Raw genomic sequence first — 23,839 nt, 5'->3', positions numbered from 1 at the left:
GACAGGGGTGTCTCTGCCGTGGTGCCGACTCCGGATGGTCGCTAGCTGACGACCGGCCCTCCCGGAGCCGGCTCGATAAACGCGTGGCGACAAGTCATGTGACGACACTACACCGGCCCGCCACCTGCTGGACCTGCTTCTCATATGGCGGACTGTCCTTCAGGGTGGTCGCCGATGATCCGCCGCTATGGGAGTATTTCTTGGCTTAAGAAGGGGGTTTGAGGCCGTTGATGTCGGAGCGACAGCAGCACGCCGGACGCCGCGTCGCCGGTCGGTACCACCTGAAGGAGCCCATCGGCAGGGGCGGCATGGGCATCGTCTGGCGAGCCCATGACGAGCTGCTCGACCGCGAGGTCGCGGTCAAGGAGGTCCGCTACGCGGCCGTCCTCGGCGACGAGGTGCAGATGCTGAACCGGCGCACCATGCGCGAGGCCCGCGCGGCCGCCAGGTTCACCCATCCGAACGTGATCGTCGTGCACGACGTCATCGAGGAGGACGACCGTCCCTGGATCGTCATGCAGCTCGTCCACTCGCGCTCCCTCGGGCAGGTCATCAAGCACGACGGGCCGCTGACCCCGCGCAAGGTCGCCGAGATCGGCCTGGCCGTGCTCGACGCGCTGCACGGCGCGCACGAGGCGGGCGTCCTGCACCGCGACGTCAAGCCGGAGAACGTGCTGCTGGCCGACGACGGCCGTGTGGTGCTCACCGACTTCGGCATCGCCACGCTGGAGACCGAGACCGCGCTGACCATGACCGGGCTGGCGGGCACGCCCGCCTTCATCGCGCCCGAACGGCTGAAGGGCCTGCCCGCGCGGCGCGAGTCCGACCTGTGGTCGCTGGGCGCGACCCTGCACACCGCCCTGGAGGGCAAGGCGCCGCACGACCGGGGCATGGCCATGGCGACCATGCACGCCGTGCTCAACGACGAGCCCGACCCGGCCGAGCACGCGGGGCCGCTGCGGCCGGTGATCGACGGGCTGCTGGCCAAGGAGCCGATCCAGCGGCTCACCCACGAAGAGGCCACCCGGCTCCTGCGCCAGGCCATCGCGCAGGCCGACGCCGAGAGCGCGCGAGCCGTGCCGCCGGAGCCCGCCGCGACTCCCGCGGACGTGGACGACACGCCGACCGACCCCAGCCTGCCGTCCGTCTCCTTCCCCCAGACGGGCGTCCCGCTGCCGACCCCCGGCTCGGACAAGCCTGGCAAGCCCAAACCCGCGAACAAGGCCGCGGGCAAGGCCGCCGCGCCCAAGGCGCAGCCGCCGAAGGCCGCGAGCGCTCCCCCGACGCCCAAGGGCGGGCCCTCGACGGCCAAGATGCCGGCGGCCGAGCCGTGGCCGGAGCCCGTCGAGCCCTACCGGTCCGAGCCGTACCGGGCCGAGCCCTACCGCGCCGAGCCGTACCGGTCGGAGCCGCGCCGGCCCGAGCCCGCCGCCGAGCCGCACCGGCCCGAGCCCGTCGAGATCGCGGCCGTCCCCGCGGCGCGCGACTTCGACGAGGACGAGCCGACCGTGTACTCCAGGAAGGGGGTACGGCGGGCGTCCCCGATCATCGCGATCGGCGCCGCGGTCGTGGTGGTCGCCGGTGTGGGCGCCTACCTCGGCCTGAACTCGGCCCCGGACAACACCGCGAACAAGGTGACGCCCCCGGTGGCGCTCAGCTCCGGGCCGAGCTCGACGAGCGCCCCGGCCCCCTCCGCGACCCCCACGACGGCACCGCCGAGCCCGTCGCCGACGCCGGAGAAGACCGCGGCCGAGATCCCGGCGGGCTGGAAGAGCTACAAGGACAAGACGGGCTTCAGTGTGGCCCTGCCCAAGGGCTGGGATGAGTTCAAGCGGGAGGGCACCCGGGTGTACTTCCGCGGCCCCGGCGCCTCCTCCAACTCCTTCCTGATGATCGACGAGGCGCCCAATCCCGGTCCCGACCCGCACAAGGACTGGAAGCAGCAGGAGAAGAGCGCCCGGTACGGCTTCGGCGGCTACGAGCTGCTGGGCATCAAGAAGGTCGACTACATGAAGGCCGCCTCCGACTGGGAGTTCACCTGGCGGACGAATTCAGGTAAAAGCCGGGTGCGCAACCGGGGGTTCATCACCGACAACGGGCGCGGGTACGCCATCTACTGGCACACGCTGGCCAAGAACTGGAAGCGCGACCTGCAGTTCTTCGACACGTTCGCGTCGACGTTCAAGCCCGCCAAGTAAGCTGCACGGCGTGGAAAGGCACGTCAACGACCGGTATCGGCTGATAGAGCCGATCGGTGAAGGCGGCATGGGCGTGGTCTGGCGCGCCCATGACGAGCTGCTGGACCGGACCGTGGCGATCAAGGAGGTCCGCTACACCGGGGTCGGCGAGGACAAGCGGGCCGAGCTCAACCGCAGGACCATCAGGGAGGCCAGAGCCGCCGGACGGCTCGACCATCCCTCGGTCGTCGTCATCCACGACGTGATCGAGGAGGACGGCCGCCCCTGGATCGTGATGCAGCTCGTCCGCTCCCGCTCGCTGGCCGAGGTGGTCCGCGAGCACGGCCCGCTGAGCGTGGACCGGGTGGCGCTGATCGGCGCCCGGGTGCTGGACGCGCTGCGCGCCGCGCACGCCACCGGGGTGCTGCACCGCGACGTCAAACCGGAGAACGTACTGCTGGCCGACGACGGCCGCGTCGTGCTCACCGACTTCGGCATCGCCACGCTGGAGACCGAGACCGCGCTGACCGCCACCGGCGGGCTGGTCGGCACCCCCGCCTACATGCCGCCCGAGCGGCTCAACGGCCTGCCCGCGCGGCCCGAGTCCGACCTGTGGTCGCTGGGCGCGACGCTGCACGCGGCCGTGGAGGGCCACCCGCCGTTCCAGCGCGACTCCTGGGCGGCCACGGTCGCCGCGGTGTTGCGCGACGCCCCCGAGCCGCCGCGGCGGGCGGGCCCGCTCGCCCCGGTGATCAGCGGCCTCCTGCGGCGCGACCCGGAGGCCAGGATGAGCGCCGCCGAGGCCTTCGCCCGTCTGCACGCCACCGCCGCGCCCGCGTACCCCGCCCAGGCCCCACCCGTGTTCCCGGCCCAGACCCCACCCGCCTTCCCAGGTCAGGCCCCGCCCGTCCCCGCGAGCTACGACCCGGCGCCGTACACGCCCGCCTGGGATGTCTCCACGCGGCCCCCGGCCGCGGGGCGCGCGCCCGGCGGGCATGGTCCGGCGCCCCGGCTTCCGGAGCCCCGGGAGGTGTCCACGTTCGCCGGGCCGCCCATCCCCGTGCGCCGCCGCTCCCCGCTGGTCTGGATCCTTCCCTCCGCGCTGGCCGTGGCCGTGCTGGCCGCTGGCGGCACGGTGCTGGCGCTGCGCGGGCCCGCCACCCCGTCCGCCGCTCCCACACCGGCGCCGAGCGCCACCCGCCCGAGTCCGCGGCCGAGCGCGAAACCCACCCCGGCCAAGGCGACGGTCCCGGAAGGCTGGCGGGTGCTGCGCAACACCACCGGCGGCTTCACCCTGGCGGTCCCCGAAGGCTGGACGGCCAGGCGGACCCCGGGCCGGGCCAGCATCAGAGTGACCGGCCCCGGCTCCCCCGGCGCGCTGATCGTCGAGTGGACCACGCCCGCCACCCCCGATCCCGACCCCTCGCGCGCCTGGCGGAACCTGGAGGCGGAGATCGAGCGCAAGGGCGAGTTCGACGGCTACCGCCGCCTGGCCATCCGCCCGCTCACCTACCTCGGGGTCGCCGCCGCCGACTGGGAGTTCACCCGGGTCCGCGAGGGCGCCACCGTCCATGTGGTCAACCGCGGCTTCCGCTGGCGCGACGGCCGGCACTTCGCCCTCTACTGGGAGGCGCCCGAGGCGGTGTGGACGCGCGACCGCCACTTCTTCGACACTTTCGTCAGGACCTTCCGGCCATGACCGAGGACGCGCGCTTCTGGCGGAATCCGGCCGTGCCGGGCGTCGATCTGCTGAAGGCCCGCTACGTCACCCACCGTTTCTCCCGGCACGCGCACGACGGCTACGCGGTCGGCGTGATCCTGGAAGGGGTGGAGGAGTTCCTCTACCGGGGCTCCCTGCTCAGGGCGGCGGCGGGGCAGGTGGTGCTGGTCAACCCCGACCACGAGCACACCGGGCAGGCGGGGGTGCCGGACGGCTGGGCCTACCGGATGCTGTACCCGTCGATCGAGGCGCTGTCGGGGGTGGCGGCCGAGCTGCGCCTGCCGTACGGGGTGCCGTACTTTCCCGAGCAGGTGGTGGACGATCCGGCCGGGGCGGAGCTGCTGCGCCGCGCGCACCTGGCGGCCGAGCGGGGTGACGCGCTGGCCGCCTCCACGCTGGTGCGCGCCGCCTTCGCCCGGCTGCTGTCGGAGCACGCCAAACCGCGCCAGACCACGCCGCTGCCCGCCGAGGGCCCCCAGGCGGTACGGCAGGCGCTCGACGTGCTGCGCGAGCGCATGGTGGACCCGCCCACGCTGGAGGACCTGGCCAGGACCGTCCGCTCCAGCCCGTTCCCGCTGCTGCGCGCCTTCAAGGAGGCGACCGGCCTGCCCCCGCACGCCTACCTGACCGGCCTCCGGGTACGGCACGCCAGACGCCTGCTGGAGTCCGGCATGCCCCCCGCCGACGTGGCCCTCATGGTGGGCTTCACCGACCAGGCCCACCTGGGCCGGCACTTCAAGCGGGCGGTCGGCGTTCCCCCTGCCGCCTACCAGCGAGCCGCAGGAACGTACAAGACGGACGATTCCGGAGCCTCATACCCTCATCTCCATGGAACAGACAGCTAGCCGGACCACGGCCATACGTGACGGGCTGGGGGTGGGTCTGGCCGTCGGACTGTCGGGGGTGGCGTTCGGCGCGGCGGCGATCACCGCGGGACTCGACGTGGCGCAGGCGTGCGTGCTCAGCCTGCTGACCTTCACCGGCGCCTCCCAGTTCGCGCTGGTCGGCGCGGCGGCGGGCGGCGGCGACCTGACCGCGGCGGCGGCGGGCGCGCTGCTGCTCGGCGGGCGCAACACCCTGTACGGCCTGCGCCTGGCCGACCTGCTCCAGGTGCGCGGGCCGCGCCGCCTGCTGACCGCGCACGGCGTGATCGACGAGACGACGGCGGTCTCGCTGGCCCAGCCGACGGCCGCGGCGGCGCGGACGGGGTTCACCGTCACCTTCGCCAGCCTGTACATCGCGTGGAACATCACCACCCTGCTCGGCGCGCTCGGCACCTCGTCGCTCGGCGACCCCGGCGTGCTCGGCCTGGACGTGGTGGGCCCGGCGACGTTCCTGGCGATCCTGTGGCCGCGCCTGGTCGAGAGCGCCGAGTTGCGCCGGCTCGCGGCGGGCGGCGCGGCGATCGCGCTGGCCGCCACCCCGTTCACCCCTTCGGGCGTGCCGGTCCTGCTGTCGGCGGCGGCGGTGCTGTTCGTGATGGTGAGGTCGCGATGACGCTCTGGTGGGCCATCGCGCTGGTGTGCGTCGGCTGCTACGCGCTCAAACTGGCCGGTCTGGCCGCGCCGCGCAGCGTCCTCGACCATCCGAAGGTGCGCCGTTTCGCCGAGCTGGTGCCGGTGGCGCTGCTGGCCGCGCTGGTCGTGGTGCAGTCGTTCACCCAGGAGGGCGCGCTGCACTTCGATCTGGCCCGGACGGCGGGTCTGGCCACCGCGGTCGTCGCGCTGCTGCTGCGGGCTCCGTTCCTGGTGGTGCTGGCCGCCGCGGCGATCGTGACCGCTTTGCTACGTATGACCGGGATCTGATGGGGTAGCCCACCCCCATGTCGGACACCGAGCAGATGATCGGCGGCCGGTACCGGCTGCTCAGGACCATCGGCAGCGGCGGCATGGGCCTGGTGTGGGAGGCCCACGACGAGGTGCTCGGCCGGGACGTGGCGGTGAAGGAGGTGCTGCCGCCGCAGGGCGAGCGGGACCCCGACTTCACCACCCGGACCTTCCGGGAGGCACGGGCCGCCGGACGGGTGGCCCACCGGGGGGTCGCGCAGGTCTACGACGTGCTGGAGGAGCACGGCCACCCGTGGATCGTCATGGAGCTCGTCAGGTCGCGCACGCTGGGCGCCCTGGTACGCGAGGACGGGCCGCTGCCTCCCGCCGAGGCCGCGGCGGTGGGGCTGGAGGTCCTGGCGGCGCTGCGGGCCGCGCACGCGGCGGGCGTCCTGCACCGGGACGTCAAGCCGGACAACGTGCTGGTGGCCGAGGACGGCAGGACGGTGCTCACCGACTTCGGCATCGCGATCACCGACGACGACTCCACGGTGACCAGGACCGGGATGCTGGTGGGGACGCCGGCGTTCATCGCGCCCGAGCGGGCGGCGGGCGGGCGGGCGGTGCCCGCCTCGGATCTGTGGTCGCTGGGGGTGACGCTCTACACGGCGGTGGAGGGGCGTTCGCCGTTCCAGCGCGACCATCCACTGGCGACGCTGGGCGCGGTCATGCACGCCGAGCCCGAGCCGACGACCCGCGCGGGCCCACTGGCCCCGGTGCTGTACGGCCTGCTGGCCAAGGACCCAGCCGACCGGATGCCACCGCACGAGGCCGAGAACCGGTTGCGCGCCGTCGCGGCGGGCCACGCCCCCGACCCCACCGCCCCGGTACGGATACCCGCCACGGGCCGCCCCTGGGCCGATCCCGGCACCCGCCGAGCACCCGCCGCACGACGCTCGCGGGTGTTCCCACCGGCGGGGATCGTGGCGGCGGCGGTGGCCGCCGCTTTGGCGACCGGCGGGATGGCATGGCTGTCCACCCGCACCTCCGACTCCCCACCACCTGTCGTGCCGACCATCGTCAGCACCCCCACCCCCTCCTCCAAGCAGCCGGTACGGCAGAGCACCCCGCCCACCGTCACCTCTTCCCCGCAGCAGGCCGTCACGCCCACCGAGGACCGGACGCCAACCCCTTCCCGCCGGAGCGAGGAGCCGTCGGCGGCGCCGACCGAGGGGCAGTCCACCGAGGAACGGTCGGCCGAGCCCACCGAGGACTCACCGTCATCCCCCGCACCGGACCCTGAGGAGCCCGGCCAGGTCGACCCCCAGGAAGGCGAGGGCTGACCCGGGCTCACGACCCCAGCGTTGAACGGGGCTCGGAGCTCGGAAGCGGGGGCTCAGGACTCCGCGCGCACCCGGTCGAGGGCCTTCTGCAGGTCCTGCGGGTAGTCGCTGGTGAACGACACCCACTCCCCGGTGGACGGGTGCTCGAAGCCTAGCGAAACCGCGTGCAGCCACTGCCGGGTCACGCCGAGCCGGGCCGCGATCGTCGGGTCCGCGCCGTACATGAGGTCGCCCACGCAGGGGTGCCGCAGCGCGGCCATGTGCACGCGGATCTGGTGCGTGCGCCCCGTCTCCAGCTTGATGTCGAGCAGGGACGCCGCCCTGAACGCCTCGATCGTGTCGTAGTGGGTCACCGACGGCTTGCCGCCCGCGACGACGGCGAACCTGCCGTCGCCGGAGGGGTGCCGGTCGATGGGCGCGTCGACGGTGCCCCGGAACGGGTCGGGGTGACCCTGGACCAGCGCGTGGTAGCGCTTGTCCACGGTGCGCTCCTTGAAGGCGCGCTTGAGGTGGGAGTAGGCGTGCTCGCTCTTGGCCACGACCATCGCGCCGGTGGTGTTGGCGTCCAGGCGGTGCACGATGCCCTGCCGTTCGGCCGCGCCGCTGGTGGCGACCGTGTGCCCGGCGCCGAGCAGGCCGCCGATCACGGTCGGGCCGGTCCAGCCGACGGTCGGGTGGGCGGCGACGCCGATGGGCTTGCCGACCACGACGATGTCGTCGTCCTCGTACAGGATGGTCATGCCGGGGATCGGCTCGGCCACCGGCATGGGGGTGGTGACCGGCGGCGGGAGTGTCACGTCGAGCCAGGCGCCCGCGTGCACCCGGTCGGACTTGGCCGCCGACGAGCCGTCGACCAGCACGTCCCCGGCGACGATGAGCTCGGCCGCGCGGGTGCGGGAGAAGCCGAACAGGCGCGACAGGGCGGCGTCGAGGCGCTCGCCTTCGAGCCCGTCGGGCACGGGAAGGCTGCGTTGCTCAGCCATTCTTGGCCACCTCCCTGGTGCCGTCGATCTGGTAGCCCCGCCAGGCCAGGAAGACCGCCAGGATGCCGCCGCAGACGATCGCGGAGTCGGCGATGTTGAAGATGGCGAAGTGGCCGGGGAAGACGGAGATGAAGTCGACCACGTGGCCCTGCAGGGGCTCGGGGCGGCCGAACCCGGCGGGGTAGCGGAGCAGGCGGTCGGTGAGGTTGCCCAGCGCGCCGCCCAACAGCAGGCCGAGCGTGATCGCCCAGGGCAGGCTGCGCAGGTGGCGCGCCGTACGCAGGATGGCGATCACGACGCCCGTGGCGACCAGCGTGAAGACGATCGTCATGCCGGTGCCGATGCTGAAAGCCGCCCCCGAGTTGAAGATCACCCGGAACTCGAGCAGATCCGGGATCACCACCAGGGGCGGCTCGCCCTCCAGCGTCCGCAGGACGATCGTCTTGGTCAGCAGGTCGAGGAGGTACACGGTCACCGCGAGGACGACCAGGACACCGATCCGCCTGGCGCCGGCGGCCACCGGTGACTCCGCGGCGGCCGGTTCGCTCAGCGGCGTTCCTCCCGCTGCTTGCAGGTCACGCACAGCGTCGCCCTCGGGAACGCCTGAAGGCGCTCCTTGCCGATCGGCTTGTGGCACGATTCGCACACTCCATAAGTCCCTGCGTCGATCCTGGCGATCGCACGTTCGTTCTGCGCGACCAGGTCGCGCGAATTCAGGGTAAGGGCGATCTCGCGTTCTCGCTCATAGGTCTTCGCGCCGGCGTCGGCCTGGTCGTCACCCGCTCCTTGGGTGACGTCGCCCGACGCGATCTCCGATTCGTGCTTCAGGATGTCGGCGTTCAGCTCGTTGATCTCCTGCGCGAGCCTGTCGCGCACCTCGGCCAGCTCTTCCTTCGACCATGTCACCGGTGTAGCGGTCTGCGTGACTGCCGCCATGGCTGCCTCCATGCTGATCAAGGCGGGAAACTGGTGCGGGCAGCTTAGGCCGCCGATAACAAATCAGCAAACGACCCGCCGTACGGTTTACCCCTCCCGTACTATCCCGCCTCGCTCACTCAACTCCTGATCACTGGCATCCATTCCCTCATCTTTGTCACGACTTGTGATGCGGGGCGGCACCGTGACCCCGGCCGCAGATAATCCGGAAGCCTTCGCTCCCACTCTGCGTTATCGTGTGAACCTGCGAGGCGATGAAGGGGCCCTGTGACGCTTATCACAGGGGTATCACCCCGGAGCCGCCGGAAGAACGGCTTTCGAGCTCACTAGACCCGGCAGCGGAAACGAACGAAGAGGGCCCCGGAAGGGGTCAAGAAGGGTGGTACCGCGGGGATCCCGATCCTCGTCCCTTCACGCGACCGTCAACCCGACTGCGTGGAGGTCCCGCCGACAATGTCCCACTATTTCCGCTCTCTTCCTGCGCAGGTCGACCTGCCCGCGCTCGAGCGCGAGGTCCTCGACCGATGGCGGGACGGCAAGATCTTCGAACGCTCCGTCGAGCAGAACGAAGGCGCCCCCACCTGGGTCTTCTACGAGGGCCCGCCCACCGCCAACGGCCTGCCCGGCGTGCACCACGTCGAGGCGCGCGTCTTCAAGGACCTCTTCCCCCGCTACAAGACCATGCGCGGCTACAGCGTGCCCCGCAAGGCCGGCTGGGACTGCCACGGCCTGCCCGTCGAGGTCGCCGTCGAGAAGCGCCTCGGCCTGACCGGCAAGAAGGACATCGAGCAGTACGGCATCGCCGAGTTCAACGCCGCCTGCCGCGAGTCCGTGCTGGAGCACGTCGACGAGTTCGAGGCGATGACCGAGCGCATGGGCTACTGGATCGACACCTCCCAGGCCTACCGCACGATGGACGCCTCCTACGTGGAGTCCGTCTGGTGGTCGCTCAAGGTCATCTTCGACAAGGACCTGCTGTTCCGCGACTTCCGCATCACGCCGTACTGCCCGCGCTGCGGCACCGGCCTGTCCGACCACGAGCTGGGCCAGCCGGGCGGCTACGAGACCGTCTCCAGCCCGTCGGTGTACGTCCGCGTGCCGGTCACCGCGGGCCCGCTGGCCGACCTGGGCGCCTCGCTGCTGGTGTGGACCACCACGCCGTGGACGCTGGTGTCCAACACCGCGGTCGCCGTCCATCCCGACGTGGCCTACGTGGCCGCGCGCACGGCGGACGGCGAGGTGCTCGTCGTCGCCGAGCCGCTGCTGTCCGTGCTGGGCGAGGGCGCCACCGAGGTGGCCAGGTTCACCGGGCGGGAGCTGGAGCGCACGCCGTACCGGCGGCCCTTCGACCTGGTCGACATCCCGGACGCGCACTACGTGGTGCTGGGCGACTACGTCACCGTCGAGGACGGCACCGGCCTGGTGCACCAGGCTCCCGCCTTCGGCGCCGACGACATGACCGTCTGCAAGTCCTACGGCATGCCGATCGTCAACCCGATCGGCCCCGACGGCCGCTTCCTGCCGGACGTGCCGATGGTCGGCGGCCAGTTCTTCAAGGACGCCGACGAGGGCCTGACCGAGGACCTGCGCGGGCGCGGCCTGCTGTTCCGCGGCGGGCACTTCGAGCACAGCTACCCGCACTGCTGGCGCTGCCACACGGCGCTGCTCTACTACGCGCTGCCCGCCTGGTACATCCGCACCACCGCGGTCAAGGACCGGATGCTGGCGGAGAACGAGAAGACCAACTGGTACCCCGAGACGATCAAGTGGGGCCGGTTCGGCGAGTGGCTGCGCAACAACGTCGACTGGTCGCTGTCGCGCTCGCGCTACTGGGGCACGCCGCTGCCGCTGTGGGTGTGCTCGGCCGACGAGTCGCACATCACCTGCGTCGGCTCGCTGGCCGAGCTGGGCTCCTACGCCGGGCAGGACCTGTCGGCGCTCGACCCGCACCGCCCGTTCGTCGACGACGTGACCTTCCCCTGCCCGCACTGCGGGGAGACGGCCGTCCGGGTGCCCGACGTGATCGACGCCTGGTACGACTCCGGCTCCATGCCGTTCGCCCAGTGGGGCGCCCGCGGCAAGCCCGAGGGCCTCTACCCGGCGCAGTTCATCTGCGAGGCGACCGACCAGACGCGCGGCTGGTTCTACTCGATGATGGCGGTCGGCACGCTGGTGTTCGACCAGTCGTCCTACGAGAACGTGCTCTGCCTCGGCCTCATCCTGGCCGAGGACGGCCGCAAGATGAGCAAGCACCTGGGCAACGTGCTGCGGCCGATCCCGCTGATGGACCAGCACGGCGCCGACGCGCTGCGCTGGTACATGGCCTGCGCGGGCTCCCCGTGGGCGGCCAGGCGGGTCGGCCACGGCACCCTGGAGGAGATCGTCCGCAAGGTCCTGCTGACCTACTGGAACACCTCCTCGTTCTTCACCCTGTACGCCAACGCCGAGTCCTGGTCGCCGTCGATGCTGGCCGAGGCGCCCGCCGCGGCGGACCGGCCGCTGATCGACCGGTGGGCGCTCGCCGAGCTGCACCGCACGGTGGCCGAGGTGACCGCCTCGCTCGACGTCTACGACACCGCGCGGGCCGGGCGGCGGATCGCCGACTTCCTCGACGACCTGTCCAACTGGTACGTCAGGCGTTCGCGCCGCCGCTTCTGGCAGGGCTCCCGGGAGGCCTTCGCCACCCTGTACGAGTGCCTGGAGACGGTCACCCGGCTGATGGCGCCGGTGACGCCGTTCGTCACCGACTACCTGTGGGACGTGCTGCGCGGCGTGGACGCGCCGGCGTCGGTGCACCTGGCCCCGTGGCCGGTCGCCGACCAGGCGCTGATCGACCCGGCGCTGTCGGGGCAGATGGCGCTGGTGCGCCGCCTGGTGGAGCTGGGCCGCTCGGCCCGCGCCTCCTCGGGCGTCAAGACCCGCCAGCCACTCGGCCGCGCGCTGGTCGGCGCGCCCGGCTGGGGGTCGCTGCCCGGCGAGATGCGCGACCTGATCGCGGACGAGCTGAACGTGCTGCGCCTCGACGACATGTCCGGCTTCAGCGCGGATCTGGTGGCGTTCACCGTCAAGCCGAACTTCCGGGCGCTGGGCAAGCGGTTCGGCTCGCAGACCAAGCTGGTCGCCGCGGCGGTCGCGGCCGCCGACGCCGCCTCGCTGGCGCGCGTGCTGCGCTCGGGCGGCGAGGTCACGGTGGAGGCGGGCGAGCTGGGCACGGTGTCCCTGGGCGCCGACGACGTCATCGTCACCGAGCAGCCCAGGTCGGGCTGGGCGGTGGAGACCGGCGCCGTCGACACCGGCACCGGCGAGACCATCGCGCTGGACCTGGCGATGACCGGCGAGCTGCGCCGGGCGGGCCTGCTGCGCGAGGTCATCCGCCTGGTGCAGGACGCCCGCAAGTCGGCCGGTCTGGCCATCACCGACCGGATCGACCTGTGGTGGTCGGCCACCTCGCCGGAACTGGCCGAGGCGCTGCGCGACGGCGGCTCGCTGGTGGCCGAGGAGGTCCTGGCCGCGTCGCTGGCCGAGGGCATCGTCGAGGGCCTCGCGACCACCGAGGACGCGGACCTGGGCCTGACCTTCCAGTTGCGCCGCGCCTGACCCACGGGCGCGGCCCCTCGCCGAGGGGCCGCGCCCGTTCCTCCGTGACGCCGGACGCTCGGACGCCGATACACCGGCAGAGGACGATAGACGAGCTCAGCGCGAAACTGACCGAGATCCGGACCCACTACGACAGGTACGAGCTGGCCGAGGCCGAGGCCCTGGCCAGGAGCGTCACCGCCGCGCATCCGGCGGACGCCGCCGCGCTGCTGCTGCTCGGCCGCGTCCTCATCGCCCGCTACCGGCCCGGCGAGGCGCTGCCCGTACTCGCCGAGACCGCGGCACTCGCCCCCGGCGACCCTGCCATCACCGGCTGGCGCATCGCACTCGCGCTCATCGACGAGGTCGATCGCGGCGAGGACGCGCTGCCGCTGGGCGCGGCCCTCGCCCTGGACGCGGTCGTCCCGCTGGACGAAGGCCTCCGGCGTACGGCGCTGCTCATCGGGCTGGGCTGGGCGGTGCTCTCCCTGCTGCTGCTCTTCGACCCGCGACTGCGCACCGCGCAGAGCCTGGTCTCGGTGATCAGGGACGGCGCTGGACTCGGCCCCGCGGGCAGACCCCCCGAAACCCCGCCCAAGGACAACACCTCCAAGACATGACAGGGAACACTCGCCGCACGAGACCCGTTGTGCACGGCATGACCGAGGTACTGCGCTACGCCGCATTCACCGCCGATCCGCGCGGCGGCAACCCCGCCGGTGTGGTGCTGGACGCCACCGGCCTGGACGCCGCGGCGATGCTGCGGATCGCCGCCGACGTGGGCTACTCCGAGACCGCCTTCCTGACGCCCGCGCCGCCTCAGGACCGGGCGTACACCGTGCGCTACTTCAGCCCCAAGATGGAGGTGCCGTTCTGCGGCCACGCCACCGTGGCGGCGGCCGTGGCGCTGGGCGAGCGGATCGGCCCCGGCGACCTGCTGTTCGTCACCCCCGCCGGCGAGGTGCCCGTCACCGTGCGCGGGGACGGCATCCCGGAGGCGACGCTGGTCAGCGTGGCGCCGCACGTCCACCAGGTGTCCGAGGCGGACGTGGCCGAGGCGCTCGGCGCGCTCGGCTGGTCGGCGGACGACCTCGACCCGGCGCTGCCGCCCCGCATCGCCTACGCGGGCGCCCGCCACCTGGTCCTCGCCGCCGCCACCCGCGACCGGCTGGCCGACCTGGCGTACGACTTCGACCGCCTGGCCGCCTTCATGACCGCCCGCGACCTGGTCACCCTGCAGCTCGTCTGGCGCGCGGACCCGACCACGTTCCACGTCCGCGACCCGTTCCCGGTCGGCGGCGTGATCGAGGACCCCGCCACCGGCGCCGCCGCGGCCGCCTTCGGCGCCTACCTCCGCGACCTGGGCGAGACGACGCCCCCCGCCACCCTCACCCTGCACCAGGGCGACGACATGGGCCGCCCCGGCATCCTGCGAGTGACCCTGCAGCCGGACGACCCCAGAATCCACGTCTCCGGCACAGCCGTCCCCATCTGACCAACGGTCCCCTGCGGGGGCGTCCTGCGCCCTTGAGCCGTCCCAGGGCCCGGGTTATGCGGTGGGCTCCAGAGGGTCGGCCTGCGGTCCTACTGGCACACCGAGCAGCTCGTGAGCCCGTTGGCCTCAGCCTCGGCCGTGGTCATGCTCTGGATCGCCCCGGAGTCGGCACCCTTGATCAGCGGGCAGGCCGCACCGTGATACCGGCGGGTGCCAGTGATCACCTTGACGGTCCTGGCATCCGGCGCTGTCTCTTCACCGCTCCGCGCCCCGGCCGCCTCCACACGCTCGGTCGCCCCGGCAAGATCGGACACCTCTCCAGAGTCGAGATCAGACGCCTTTCCAGAGTCCGGCGTCTTCGCGACCCCTGCCGCCTTCACCCGCTCGAACGTCTCGGTGCCTTTGACCGCCTCCGCTGCCTGCGCCTCTACGGCCTTCGCCGCCGAGGCATCCGCAGCCGATGCCGCTTCCCTGCCCTCGGGCGCCCCGGCTTCCGACGACGCTCCCTCAGGTGCCGCCTCCGTGCCGGGCGTTCCGACGGCATCGGACGATCCCGCACCACCAGATGACTTGGAAGCACCAGGCGATCCCGCAATACCAGGCGGTCTCAAATCACCAGGTGAGGACGCTTCGCTGGGCGAGGACGCTTCGCCTGGAGATCCCGCATCACCGCGCGAGGTTGCACCACCCGGCGAGGTCGCATCAGCGGGCGAGGCCGCTTTGGCAGAGGTCTCAGCGCCCCCCTTCGGGGGCTGCTCCTTGAGGGAGCCATCTGCCTCTTGGCCCGCTTCCGCACGCCCCGTGGCCGTGGGCGGCGCGCCTTCGGACTTCGACACGCCCTCAGACTTCGACGCGTCCTCGCTCGTGGACCCACCAACGGTTCCAGGGCCGCGAGGCGTGCCCTCGTCGGGCTTGGACACCGCCTTGAAGGCGGACCACGACGTCACCGCCGACTGCCCTTCACGACCGGCCTCCGACCGTTCCGAGGAAGCGGAAGCCGCGACGGACGAAGGGGCGGAGGTGACCGGGGGCCCCACGAGACCGGGCACGGTCGACCCCTGGTCCACCGGCTCCGCGGCCGACGCTTCGGTACGGCCGAACCACCCGCCACCCGACTCCGCCGACCCCGTGCCGCCGCTGAGACGCTCGGCATCGGCCTCCCGGCCGGAGGTGGAAGCACTGCCCTCGGACCCGGACCGCTCTCCAGCCGTCTTGGGCGGACGCACCCTCTGCGTCTCCTCAGCGGCCGGAGCCTGAAGATCTCTGCTCTCCGCCCCGGAGGCCACGGCGGACGAGGTGGGCGCCGCCAGCGGCGAGGCCGCCCCGAAGGCCCCCTGGACCGGGAACGAACCCGGCTGCCCCTCAGAATTCTGGCCGGGCTTGGACGAGGAGTAGGGATGCGAGGGCGGCGGACCGTCGGCGAACCCCGGCCTGAGCCGGTCGGCGAGCTTGGGATCGGTGTCGTCCATGTCCGCCTCGGAAGAACCCTCAGAAGGGGGCATCTCACCCGAACGAACCGGCACGGGAGGAGCGTCCGCTACGGGAGCCTCACTCCGGCGGGCGTCCGCGACAGGAGTTTCACTGCGGCGAGCATCCCCGGAAGGCGATTCACCGCGATGAGCGTCCGTGGTGGGGCTTCGGCGGGTGTCCGGGGAGACGGTGTCGCCGGGCCGGGCCTCGGCGTAGGGGTCGCGGCCGGCGGGCTCGGGGTCGGGAGGAAGCTGACGGCCGCCGAGGGCGGCGTCCGGAAGGCACGTGGTGCAGGGCGTGAAGCCCTCCTCGCGCGCCTCCTCATAGGTGAGCTCCTCCTGCTCCCGCCCGGCGAGCTGCCGGCACCCCGCCACGTGGTACCGCTTGCGCCCGGGGATGACCAGGACGAGCGCGTCCGGCGAGATCCCCGCCTGCGGCCCGGACAGGGCGGGCGGCCGGGGACGAGCCAGGCCGGGCACGGTCGCGGTCTGCTGCGGGACCGTCTGGTACGGGGGGTGGGGGCGCGGCGCGGGGGGTGCGCCGGCCGATCCCTGCTGGAGGGGTGAGAGCCCCTGCTGCGGCACCGGCCGTACCACAGGAGGGACCTGGCCGCTCTGCGGCCCTGGCGGGGGAGCCTGTGCGGCGCCGCCGCCGGGGAACAGCTCGTGCCGCCGCAGAAACGCTCCGATGACCAGGAAGAGCGCGGACAGCACGCTGACCACGATCGACCACATGATCAGGAACGGCTTTGCCAGCACGAAGCCCGCGATCAGCAAGACCACGGCCGCGAGCACCAAACCAGCACTGATAAGGATCACAGGGGGCTCTTTCGAGTGACGGGTCAGAGTCGAAGCTGACCCGTTACCTTAGCGGCGTCAGCGCCGGTCGTTGTGCGGGCCTTCTGCACCCTGGAACGCGCCCTGGTGCTGCTGCGGCTCGCCGCCGAACGGGTTCTGGCCGCCGGGCAGGGGCTGCTGTCCTCCCTGGGGCACGGCGTGCGACATGCTGGGGGCACCGCTCATGGGACCGCCGGGGATGACCGGGAAGCCGCCGCTGCCGCCCTCGGCGGAGACGTTGAGCTCGGCCAGCTGGTTCTCCAGGTAGAGCTTCAGCCTGCTGCGGTACTCGCGCTCGAAGCTGCGCAGCTCCTCCACCTTGCGCTCGAGCTCGTCGCGCGTCTGCACGAGCGAACCCATGGCCTGGCGGTGGCGCTCCTGCGCGTCGCGCTCCAGCGTCTCGGCCCGGGCGCGGGCGTCGCCGATGACCTGCTCGGCCTGGCGGCGCGCCTTGGTGAGGATGTCGTCGGCCTCGCGGCGGGCGCGGGTGACGGTCTCGTCGGCCTCGCGGCGGGCGTCGGCGATCGCCTGATCGGCGGTCTGCTGCGCCAGGGCGAGCACGCGGGCCGCGGTGTCCATGTTGTCCTCGGCGGGAGGCATGCTCATGGCCACGGGCATCTGCTGCTGCGGCTCGGGGGCCCGCATGGGCTCCTGCTGCGGCGGCGCCATCATCTCGGGCTTGGGCTCCTGCACGGGGGCGGACGCCATCGGCATGTTCATGCCGCCCGGCACCTTGCCGCGCAGGCACTCGGCCAGCTTGGCGCGGAGCTCCTCGTTCTCCTGGATCAGGCGGTCAAGCTCAGCCTCGACTTCGTCGAGGAAGGCATCCACCTCTTCCTCGTCGTAGCCCGGCCGCAACCGGGTCGTACTGAACTGCTTGTTCCGCACATCGGCGGGCGTCAGCGGCATCTTTTGGTCTCCTTGGCGCGCTTGGAGTCTGTCCGGAAGGACGGTACCCGAATCACTTCAGCGCGGACACGAGTTGGATCACGACCAAACCCCAACAGCCGTGCGGTCACCTGGCCAGCCACCCAGCGATTTGGATCAAGAGCAGAACCACAATGAACAGCACTGTGAAGCTTAGGTCAAAGGCCACCGTACCCAACCGGAGGGGAGGAATGAAACGGCGGAGGAACTTGAGAGGTGGGTCCGTAGCCGTGTAAGTGGCTTCGGCGAGCACCAGGACGACCCCGGAAGGCCGCCACTGCCGGGCGAACGCCTGCACCGTCTCGAAGATCATTCTGCCGATGAGCAGCACCAGATAGAGGGACAGGACTACGAACAAGATCTGACTGACGATCCCCACGGCCCGGCCGCGCCTCCACTTCCGGTGTGCCCTCCCGGTCTCGGTGAGACCCGGGTCGGGACGATAGACATACAGAGACTCTAACTCTGGTTGAAGAACCCGCGTTCCGCGATTCGGGCCTTGTCCTCGGCGGTCACCTCGACATTGGCTGGGGACAACAGGAACACCTTGTTGGTAACACGTTCAATGCTGCCATGTAGGCCAAAGACCAGACCTGCCGCGAAATCGACAAGCCGCTTGGCGTCACTGTCAACCATCTCGGTCAGGTTCATGATGACCGGGGTGCCGTCGCGGAAGTGCTCGCCGATCGTCCTGGCCTCGTTGTACGTGCGCGGGTGCAGCGTCGTGATGCGGGCCAGATCGGTCGTGCGGCGCTCCAGGACGGTCGTGGCGGGCCGGGGAGCGGGCACGCCAGGGTCCGTGTCGTCCTCGCGTTCCTGGATCGCTGCGGGCCGTTCCTCGCCGGTGCGGCGCGACTCGTCGTCGTAGTCGTAGTCGTCGTCGCTGTAGGTCTCGTATCTCTCGTAGCGGTCGTCCTCCACGAGACCGAGGTAGACCGCCATCTTGCGCATCGCGCCGGCCATCGCTACGTCGTCCTCCTGCTCATGGTCGCACTCGCTCGGGATCCGTGTCCTGGATCCCGAGGCGGTAGCCGTACCCCCTTGGAGCTCACCGCTATCCGACCTCTACTTGAGGGGACATTACCTGACGAAGGCCTTGCGGAGGCCGAGCAACGCCGTACCGACCCGCACGTGTGTCGCACCGTGCGCCACGGCCTCGTCGAGGTCTCCGCTCATCCCCGCCGACACCATCGTCGCACCGGGATGGCCTGCGCGTACGGCCACCGCCAGATCCCGTAGCCGGGCGAAGGCGGCGGCCGGATCCTCGCCCAGCGGGGCCACGGCCATCAGCCCGCCCAGGCGTACCCCGGAGGCCGCGGCGAGCTCGTCGGCGAGCCCTGGGACGTCCGCGGGGCGCGCGCCGCCCCTGGAGGGGTCGTCGTCGAGCGCGACCTGCACCAGGCAGGTGACCTCACGCCCGGCCCGTACGGCCTCGCGGCTGATCGCCTGCACCAGCCGCGGGCGGTCGACGGAGTGGATGACGTCGGCGTAACCGACCACCGAGCGCACCTTGTTGGTCTGCAGCTGCCCGACGAAGTGCCAGGTCAGCGAGAGGTCGGTGAGGGAGCCCGCCTTCTCCGCGGCCTCCTGGTCGCGGTTCTCGCCCACGTCCGTGACCCCGAGCCCGGCCAGGATCCGTACGTCGGAGGCAGGATAGGTCTTGGTCACCGCGATCAGGGTGACCTCCTCGCGCGGGCGGCCCGCCTTGGCGCAGGCTCCGGCGATCCGCGTCTCGACCTCGGCGAGGCCCGCGGCGATCTCATCTGTGCGTGTCATGTCCACAAGACATCCATCGTGCACCAAAAAGGAAGAACCCCCGCGATCGAGCAGCGGGGGTGACTCCTCCCCCCGAGACGCGGCGCGCCCCGGGGTGAGGAATCTCACTTCAGGAAGTCCGGGACGTCGAGCTCCTCCTCCTGCTCTTCGAAGACCACGGGGCGGCGCCTCGCGGGCTCCGACATGCGGGAGGTGATCGGAGTGGGCGGGTTGGCCGGTTCGGGCGCGGGCCTCGGGATCGAGACCGGCGCCTGCGGCTCCTCCATCGCCGGCGCGGGGGCGGGCGGCGGGGCGCTCTCCACCGGGCGCACCGGCTCGGGCCGGGGCTCGGGACGCGGTTCCGGGCGGGGCTCGGGACGCGGCGGCGGCGGCTCGGCCTTGACGCTCGGCGCGCTGAGCGGGGCCGAGCGCACCGGCGCGGCGACCGGGGGCGCCTGGGGCGCCGCGGCGGCCGGGCGCGCCTGCTGGCGCTGCTGAGGCGCCGGGACGGGCTTGTCCGGCGGGTTGGGCTCGTCGAAGCCCGCCGCGATCACGGTGACCCTGACCTCGTCGCCGAGGGCGTCGTCGATGACCGTACCGAAGATGATGTTCGCGTCGGGGGCCGCCGCGTTCGACACCAGCTGCGCGGCCTCGTTGATCTCGAACAGGCCGAGGTCGGAGCCGCCCGCGATGGACAGCAGGACGCCGTGGGCGCCGTCGATGCTGGCCTCCAGCAGCGGGCTGGAGACGGCCATCTCGGCGGCGGCGACCGACCGGTCGTCACCGCGCGCGTGGCCGATGCCCATCAGCGCCGAGCCCGCCCCCGACATGACCGACTTGACGTCGGCGAAGTCGAGGTTGATCAGGCCGGGCGTGGTGATCAGGTCGGTGATGCCCTGGACACCGGAGAGCAGCACCTGGTCGGCCGCCTTGAAGGCGTCCAGGACGCTGACCTGCCGGTCGGAGATCGACAGCAGCCGGTCGTTCGGGATGACGATCAGCGTGTCGACCTCGTCGCGCAGGGTCTCGATGCCGGCCTCGGCCTGCGACGCCCTGCGACGACCTTCGAAACTGAACGGCCTGGTCACTACACCTATGGTCAGAGCGCCAAGTGACCTGGCGATGTTCGCGACGACGGGCGCGCCGCCGGTTCCGGTGCCGCCGCCCTCGCCCGCCGTGACGAAGACCATGTCGGCCCCCTTGAGGACCTCCTCGATCTCCTCACGATGGTCTTCGGCCGCCTTGCGCCCCACATCGGGGTTGGCGCCGGCCCCGAGGCCGCGCGTGAGTTCACGGCCGACGTCGAGTTTGACGTCGGCGTCACTCATCAGCAGCGCCTGGGCGTCGGTGTTTATCGCGATGAACTCGACGCCCTTGAGTCCCTCCTCGATCATCCGGTTGACGGCGTTCACTCCGCCGCCGCCAATGCCGACGACCTTGATGACCGCGAGGTAGTTCTGCGGTGCTGCCACGACGAGGGGCCTTTCCGCTCGTTGACTTGCCATTTCGGGTGCGGAAAATCTCCGCTTGTAACTCTCAACCTCAAGTTGAGATTCAGATTTATGTCAACCTGAGGATTGATACGGACAGTAGGAGTTTCGCTCCGGGCGGGTCAACTAACCGCGCCGCAAGCACGTCCGGCGTGTCGCGGGCTGTCCCATTCGCGCCCATCGCTTTACTTCATGGTCACGACGTCCGGGGAACTCACGTCGTAGGCCTTCGCCTTCTGTTTCAGCAGGCCGGTGAGGATGCGCGCCTTGTCCTCCCCCCGGTCGCCCCCTCCCCACATCACGGTGCGGCCGTCGACCAGCTTGAACGACACGTTCTCCGCCGTGGTCGCGAGCACCTCGTCGATCACGCGGGTCAGGTCGTCCGGCAGGCCGCCGATCACCTGGAGCGCCGCGATCGTCGCCGGGTCCCCCGGCCCCGGGCTGCCCACTTTCAGGACGGGCAGTCGCGGCGGGGCGACATCGCGCAGCTCGGTCACCACGCCCTGCGCGTCGACCAGCGCCGCCTTGCCGCCGACGGGCACGACCGCGACCGGCCGGCGCTCGACCACCTCGATGGTGAGCGTGCCCGGCCAGTCCCTGCCCACCTTCGCCGAGGCGATCTGCCTGATCCCCAGCACGCGCTGCTGGACCTCCCCCAGGTCCACGGTCGCCAGCGGATGCAGCTCCGGCACCCCGGCCTGCTGCTCGATGCGCTCGGCGGGAACTGTGAGATTTCCCATGATCTCGATCGAGCGCACGCCCAGCACGGGCGAGAAGAACACCAGATAGACCGTGCTGCCGACCACCCCCGCGGTCAGCAGCGCGACAAGCGCGGTACGCGCCTTCATCCGCCCCCCACATAAGTCATCCGGCGGCGAGCTCCGCCACGATCCTCGGCCCCAGCTCGGTCACGTCCCCCGCGCCCATGGTCAGCACGATGTCGCCCGGTCTGGCCCGGCCGGCGACCAGCGCCGGCACCTCGTCCCGGTCGGGCGCGTAGGCCACCCGCTCGGCGGGCAGCGGCACCCGGCCCGCCACCATCGCGCCCGAGACGCCCGGCTCGGGGTCCTCGCGGGCGCCGTACACGTCGAGCACGATCGCCTCGTCGGCCAGCGCGAGCGCGACGGCGAACTCCTCGGCGAAGAACCGGGTGCGGGAGTACAGGTGCGGCTGGAAGACCGCGATGACCCGGCCGGTGCCCGAGTAGGAGGCGACCACGTCGCGCGCGGCGCGCAGGTCGGCGGCCAGCTCGGTCGGGTGGTGGGCGTAGCTGTCGAACACCGCGACCCCGGCGGCCTCACCCTTGGCCTCGAAGCGCCGCTTGGCCCCGGTGAAGGCCGCCAAGCCGTCCCTGATCTCCTCGAACGGCAGGCCCAGGGCGTCGGCCACGGCGATCGCGGCACAGGCGTTCAGCGCGTTGTGCGCCCCCGGTACGGCCAGCCGGACCTGCCCCCGGCCCTCGACGGTGAAGACGGTGCCGAAGCCGTCGGGCCGTACCTCGGAGAGGCGGTAGTCGGCGCCCTCGGTCTCGCCGTACGTCCTGACCACGAGGCCGCGCGCCCGCGCCTGCGGAACCAGCGCGGCAGAGCCGGGGTCGTCCAGGCAGAGCACGAGCGTGCCGCGCACCCGCTCCACGAAACGGGCGAAGCTGTCGTACACCGCCCGCGGGTCGCCGTAGTTGTCCAGGTGGTCGGCCTCGACGTTGGTGATCACCGCGATGTCGGGGGCCAGCATCAGGAACGAGCCGTCGCTCTCGTCGGCCTCGGCGACGAACATCTCGCCCGAGCCCTCGTCGGCGCCCAGGCCGGTGGTGACGAGCTGGCCGCCCACGCAGTAGGACGGGTCGGCGCCGCACTTCTGCAGCGCCACGGTGAGCATCGAGGTGGTGGTGGTCTTGCCGTGCGTGCCGGCGATGGCCACGCCCGCCCGCCCGGCCATCACCGAGGCCAGCGCGGCGGCCCGCGGGATCACCCGCAGGCCCTGCCTGATCGCCTCGCCCAGCTCGGGGTTGGAGTCGCGGATCGCGGTGGAGACCACCACGGTGTCGACGTTCTTGATGTGCGAGGCGGCGTGGCCGATGTGCACGGTGGCGCCCAGCTCGCGCAGCTCGGTCACCATCTCCGAGCCGCGGGCGTCGCTGCCGGAGACCCTGACGCCCCGTTTGAGCAGGATACGGGCGATCCCCGACATGCCCGCGCCGCCGATGCCGATGAAGTGGACCCGGCCGAGCTCCTCGGCCGCCACCGGGTCGACCAGCTTGACGAGACTCACGAGCGACCTCCGGCGATCTGCGTGACCTTGCGGGCCAGGGCCATGTCGGCGTCCCTGCGCCCCATGGCGGAGGCCGCCTCCGACATTGCGGCGACCCGTTCGGGGTCGCGGAGGATGGGCAGCACGTTCTGAATGATCCAATCAGGTGACAGGTCGGCGTCGTCGACCAGCAGGCCGCCGCCGCGCTCCACGATCGGGACCGCGTTGAGGCGCTGCTCGCCGTTGCCGTGCGGCAGCGGCACGTAGGCCGCCGGCAGGCCGACGGCGGTCAGCTCGGCGCACGTCAGCGCGCCGCTGCGGCACAGCGCGAGGTCGGCGGCGGCGTAGGCGAGGTCCATGCGGTCCACGTAGGGCAGCACGACGTACTGCGGGTCGCCGGGTGGCGGCTCGTGGTCGAGGGTGTTCTTGGGGCCGAGCACGTGCAGCACCTGGATGCCCGCCTGGCGCAGCGTGGGCCCGGCGGCCAGGGCCGCCTGGTTGAGCGAGCGGGCGCCCTGCGAGCCGCCGAAGACCAGCAGCGTCGGCAGGTCGGTGCGCAGCCCGAACCAGGAGCGAGCCTTGTCGCCCATCGACAGCCGGTCCAGCGAGACGATCTCGCGGCGCAGCGGGATGCCGATGTACTCGGCCTTGGCCAGCGCGGAGTCGCGGTGGCCGCTGAAGACGTGTTCGGTGAGCCGGGCGCCGAGTCTGTTGGCCAGGCCGGGGCGCGCGTTGGCCTCGTGCACGACGATCGGCACGCCGCGCCGCCTGGCCGCCAGGTAGGCGGGCGTGGCGACATAGCCGCCGAAACCGACGAGCACGTCGGCCCGCACCCGGTCCATCGCCGCCGCCGCCGCGTTTATCGCGCCGGCCAGCCGTCCTGGCACGGTCAGCAACTGCGGCGTGATCGCCCTCGGCAGCGGTACGGCAGGCACCAACTGCAGCTCATACCCCCTGGCCGGGACCAGCCGGGTCTCCAGGCCGCGCTCGGTGCCGAGGCAGGTGATGCCGATGCCCGGGTCCAGTTTGCGCAACGCGTCGGCCAGTGCCAGTGCCGGCTCGATGTGCCCGGCCGTCCCGCCACCGGCGAGGACCACCCTCATCTCGGTCCTTTC

The 23,839-nt window shown here is 72.0% G+C and carries 21 protein-coding genes; 9 read left to right on the top strand and 12 right to left on the bottom strand.

What is annotated here, in order from left to right; genetic code table 11:
• The first annotated feature begins 230 nt into the window (after positions 1 to 230).
• Genes ABZ911_RS05405 through ABZ911_RS05380 form a run of 6 tightly spaced genes read left to right on the top strand, consistent with a single transcriptional unit; the run spans position 231 to position 7,006 of the window.
• Positions 231 to 2,198, top strand: coding sequence for a protein kinase (locus ABZ911_RS05405; RefSeq protein ID WP_358052140.1), 1,968 nt, complete (start codon positions 231 to 233; stop codon positions 2,196 to 2,198).
• A gap of 10 nt (positions 2,199 to 2,208) precedes the next feature.
• Entirely contained in the window at positions 2,209 to 3,876 is a 1,668-nt protein-coding gene (locus ABZ911_RS05400; RefSeq protein ID WP_358052138.1) for a protein kinase, read from the top strand.
• Positions 3,873 to 4,742 carry an AraC family transcriptional regulator gene (locus ABZ911_RS05395; protein ID WP_358052136.1) on the top strand — a complete coding sequence of 290 codons (870 nt, stop codon included), beginning with the start codon at positions 3,873 to 3,875 and terminating at the stop codon, positions 4,740 to 4,742. Before ABZ911_RS05400 ends, ABZ911_RS05395 begins: the two co-directional genes overlap by 4 nt.
• On the top strand, positions 4,726 to 5,394 hold the full coding sequence (locus tag ABZ911_RS05390) for an AzlC family ABC transporter permease (RefSeq protein WP_358052134.1): 669 nt from the start codon (positions 4,726 to 4,728) through the stop codon (positions 5,392 to 5,394). Before ABZ911_RS05395 ends, ABZ911_RS05390 begins: the two co-directional genes overlap by 17 nt.
• Complete coding sequence (locus ABZ911_RS05385; protein WP_358052132.1) at positions 5,391 to 5,702, top strand: AzlD domain-containing protein; 312 nt, start codon at positions 5,391 to 5,393, stop codon at positions 5,700 to 5,702. Before ABZ911_RS05390 ends, ABZ911_RS05385 begins: the two co-directional genes overlap by 4 nt.
• Positions 5,703 to 5,719: 17 nt before the next feature.
• Positions 5,720 to 7,006, top strand: coding sequence for a protein kinase (locus ABZ911_RS05380; protein WP_358052131.1), 1,287 nt, complete (start codon positions 5,720 to 5,722; stop codon positions 7,004 to 7,006).
• Positions 7,007 to 7,059: 53 nt separating this feature from the next.
• Here the strand turns inward: ABZ911_RS05380 and ABZ911_RS05375 are convergent, their stop codons facing one another.
• Genes ABZ911_RS05375 through ABZ911_RS05365 form a run of 3 tightly spaced genes read right to left on the bottom strand, consistent with a single transcriptional unit; the run spans position 7,060 to position 8,925 of the window.
• A complete protein-coding gene (locus ABZ911_RS05375; protein ID WP_358052129.1) occupies positions 7,060 to 7,989 on the bottom strand; it encodes an RluA family pseudouridine synthase in 930 nt (309 codons plus the stop codon).
• On the bottom strand, positions 7,982 to 8,572 hold the full coding sequence (lspA, locus tag ABZ911_RS05370; protein WP_358052127.1) for a signal peptidase II: 591 nt from the start codon (positions 8,570 to 8,572) through the stop codon (positions 7,982 to 7,984). The genes ABZ911_RS05375 and lspA overlap by 8 nt, the downstream gene beginning before the upstream one ends.
• Complete coding sequence (locus ABZ911_RS05365) at positions 8,536 to 8,925, bottom strand: TraR/DksA C4-type zinc finger protein (protein ID WP_358052125.1); 390 nt, start codon at positions 8,923 to 8,925, stop codon at positions 8,536 to 8,538. The genes lspA and ABZ911_RS05365 overlap by 37 nt, the downstream gene beginning before the upstream one ends.
• A 453-nt stretch (positions 8,926 to 9,378) precedes the next feature.
• Between ABZ911_RS05365 and ileS the strand changes: the two genes are divergently transcribed.
• The 3 genes from ileS to ABZ911_RS05350 are packed head-to-tail and all read left to right on the top strand — an operon-like array spanning position 9,379 to position 13,996.
• Entirely contained in the window at positions 9,379 to 12,522 is a 3,144-nt protein-coding gene (ileS, locus tag ABZ911_RS05360; RefSeq protein ID WP_358052123.1) for an isoleucine--tRNA ligase, read from the top strand.
• A gap of 44 nt (positions 12,523 to 12,566) precedes the next feature.
• Complete coding sequence (locus ABZ911_RS05355; RefSeq protein ID WP_358052121.1) at positions 12,567 to 13,121, top strand: hypothetical protein; 555 nt, start codon at positions 12,567 to 12,569, stop codon at positions 13,119 to 13,121.
• Positions 13,122 to 13,159: 38 nt separating this feature from the next.
• The gene (locus tag ABZ911_RS05350; RefSeq protein WP_358052119.1) at positions 13,160 to 13,996 is read left to right on the top strand and encodes a PhzF family phenazine biosynthesis isomerase; all 837 of its coding nucleotides are present in this window, start codon (positions 13,160 to 13,162) and stop codon (positions 13,994 to 13,996) included.
• 89 nt (positions 13,997 to 14,085) lie between these two features.
• Here ABZ911_RS05350 and ABZ911_RS05345 read toward each other — a convergent pair whose 3' ends face one another.
• The 9 genes from ABZ911_RS05345 to murG all read right to left on the bottom strand — a co-directional run bounded on the left by ABZ911_RS05345 (position 14,086) and on the right by murG (position 23,827).
• Positions 14,086 to 16,248, bottom strand: a complete 2,163-nt coding sequence (locus ABZ911_RS05345) for a hypothetical protein (protein ID WP_358052118.1) — start codon at positions 16,246 to 16,248, stop codon at positions 14,086 to 14,088.
• Between the two features lie 93 nt (positions 16,249 to 16,341).
• Positions 16,342 to 17,211: a DivIVA domain-containing protein gene (locus tag ABZ911_RS05340; protein WP_358052116.1), complete on the bottom strand. Its 870-nt coding sequence runs from the start codon at positions 17,209 to 17,211 to the stop codon at positions 16,342 to 16,344.
• Between the two features lie 106 nt (positions 17,212 to 17,317).
• A complete protein-coding gene (locus ABZ911_RS05335) occupies positions 17,318 to 17,608 on the bottom strand; it encodes a YggT family protein (protein WP_358052114.1) in 291 nt (96 codons plus the stop codon).
• Positions 17,609 to 17,688: 80 nt separating this feature from the next.
• The gene (sepF, locus tag ABZ911_RS05330; RefSeq protein WP_358052112.1) at positions 17,689 to 18,192 is read right to left on the bottom strand and encodes a cell division protein SepF; all 504 of its coding nucleotides are present in this window, start codon (positions 18,190 to 18,192) and stop codon (positions 17,689 to 17,691) included.
• Between the two features lie 117 nt (positions 18,193 to 18,309).
• On the bottom strand, positions 18,310 to 19,005 hold the full coding sequence (locus ABZ911_RS05325; protein WP_358052110.1) for a YggS family pyridoxal phosphate-dependent enzyme: 696 nt from the start codon (positions 19,003 to 19,005) through the stop codon (positions 18,310 to 18,312).
• A 104-nt stretch (positions 19,006 to 19,109) separates the two neighbouring features.
• On the bottom strand, positions 19,110 to 20,456 hold the full coding sequence (gene ftsZ / locus ABZ911_RS05320) for a cell division protein FtsZ (RefSeq protein ID WP_358052108.1): 1,347 nt from the start codon (positions 20,454 to 20,456) through the stop codon (positions 19,110 to 19,112).
• Between the two features lie 203 nt (positions 20,457 to 20,659).
• Entirely contained in the window at positions 20,660 to 21,322 is a 663-nt protein-coding gene (locus tag ABZ911_RS05315; RefSeq protein ID WP_358052106.1) for an FtsQ-type POTRA domain-containing protein, read from the bottom strand.
• 16 nt (positions 21,323 to 21,338) lie between these two features.
• On the bottom strand, positions 21,339 to 22,745 hold the full coding sequence (gene murC / locus ABZ911_RS05310) for a UDP-N-acetylmuramate--L-alanine ligase (RefSeq protein WP_358052104.1): 1,407 nt from the start codon (positions 22,743 to 22,745) through the stop codon (positions 21,339 to 21,341).
• Positions 22,742 to 23,827, bottom strand: coding sequence for an undecaprenyldiphospho-muramoylpentapeptide beta-N-acetylglucosaminyltransferase (gene murG / locus ABZ911_RS05305; protein ID WP_358052102.1), 1,086 nt, complete (start codon positions 23,825 to 23,827; stop codon positions 22,742 to 22,744). The genes murC and murG overlap by 4 nt, the downstream gene beginning before the upstream one ends.
• Between the last annotated feature and the right edge of the window lie 12 nt (positions 23,828 to 23,839).

The sequence above is a fragment of the Nonomuraea sp. NPDC046570 genome, from assembly GCF_040645915.1.
Lineage (GTDB): Bacteria > Actinomycetota > Actinomycetes > Streptosporangiales > Streptosporangiaceae > Nonomuraea.
Note: the sequence above shows the minus strand (reverse complement) of the source record. Positions and strands in the feature narration are given on the sequence as shown.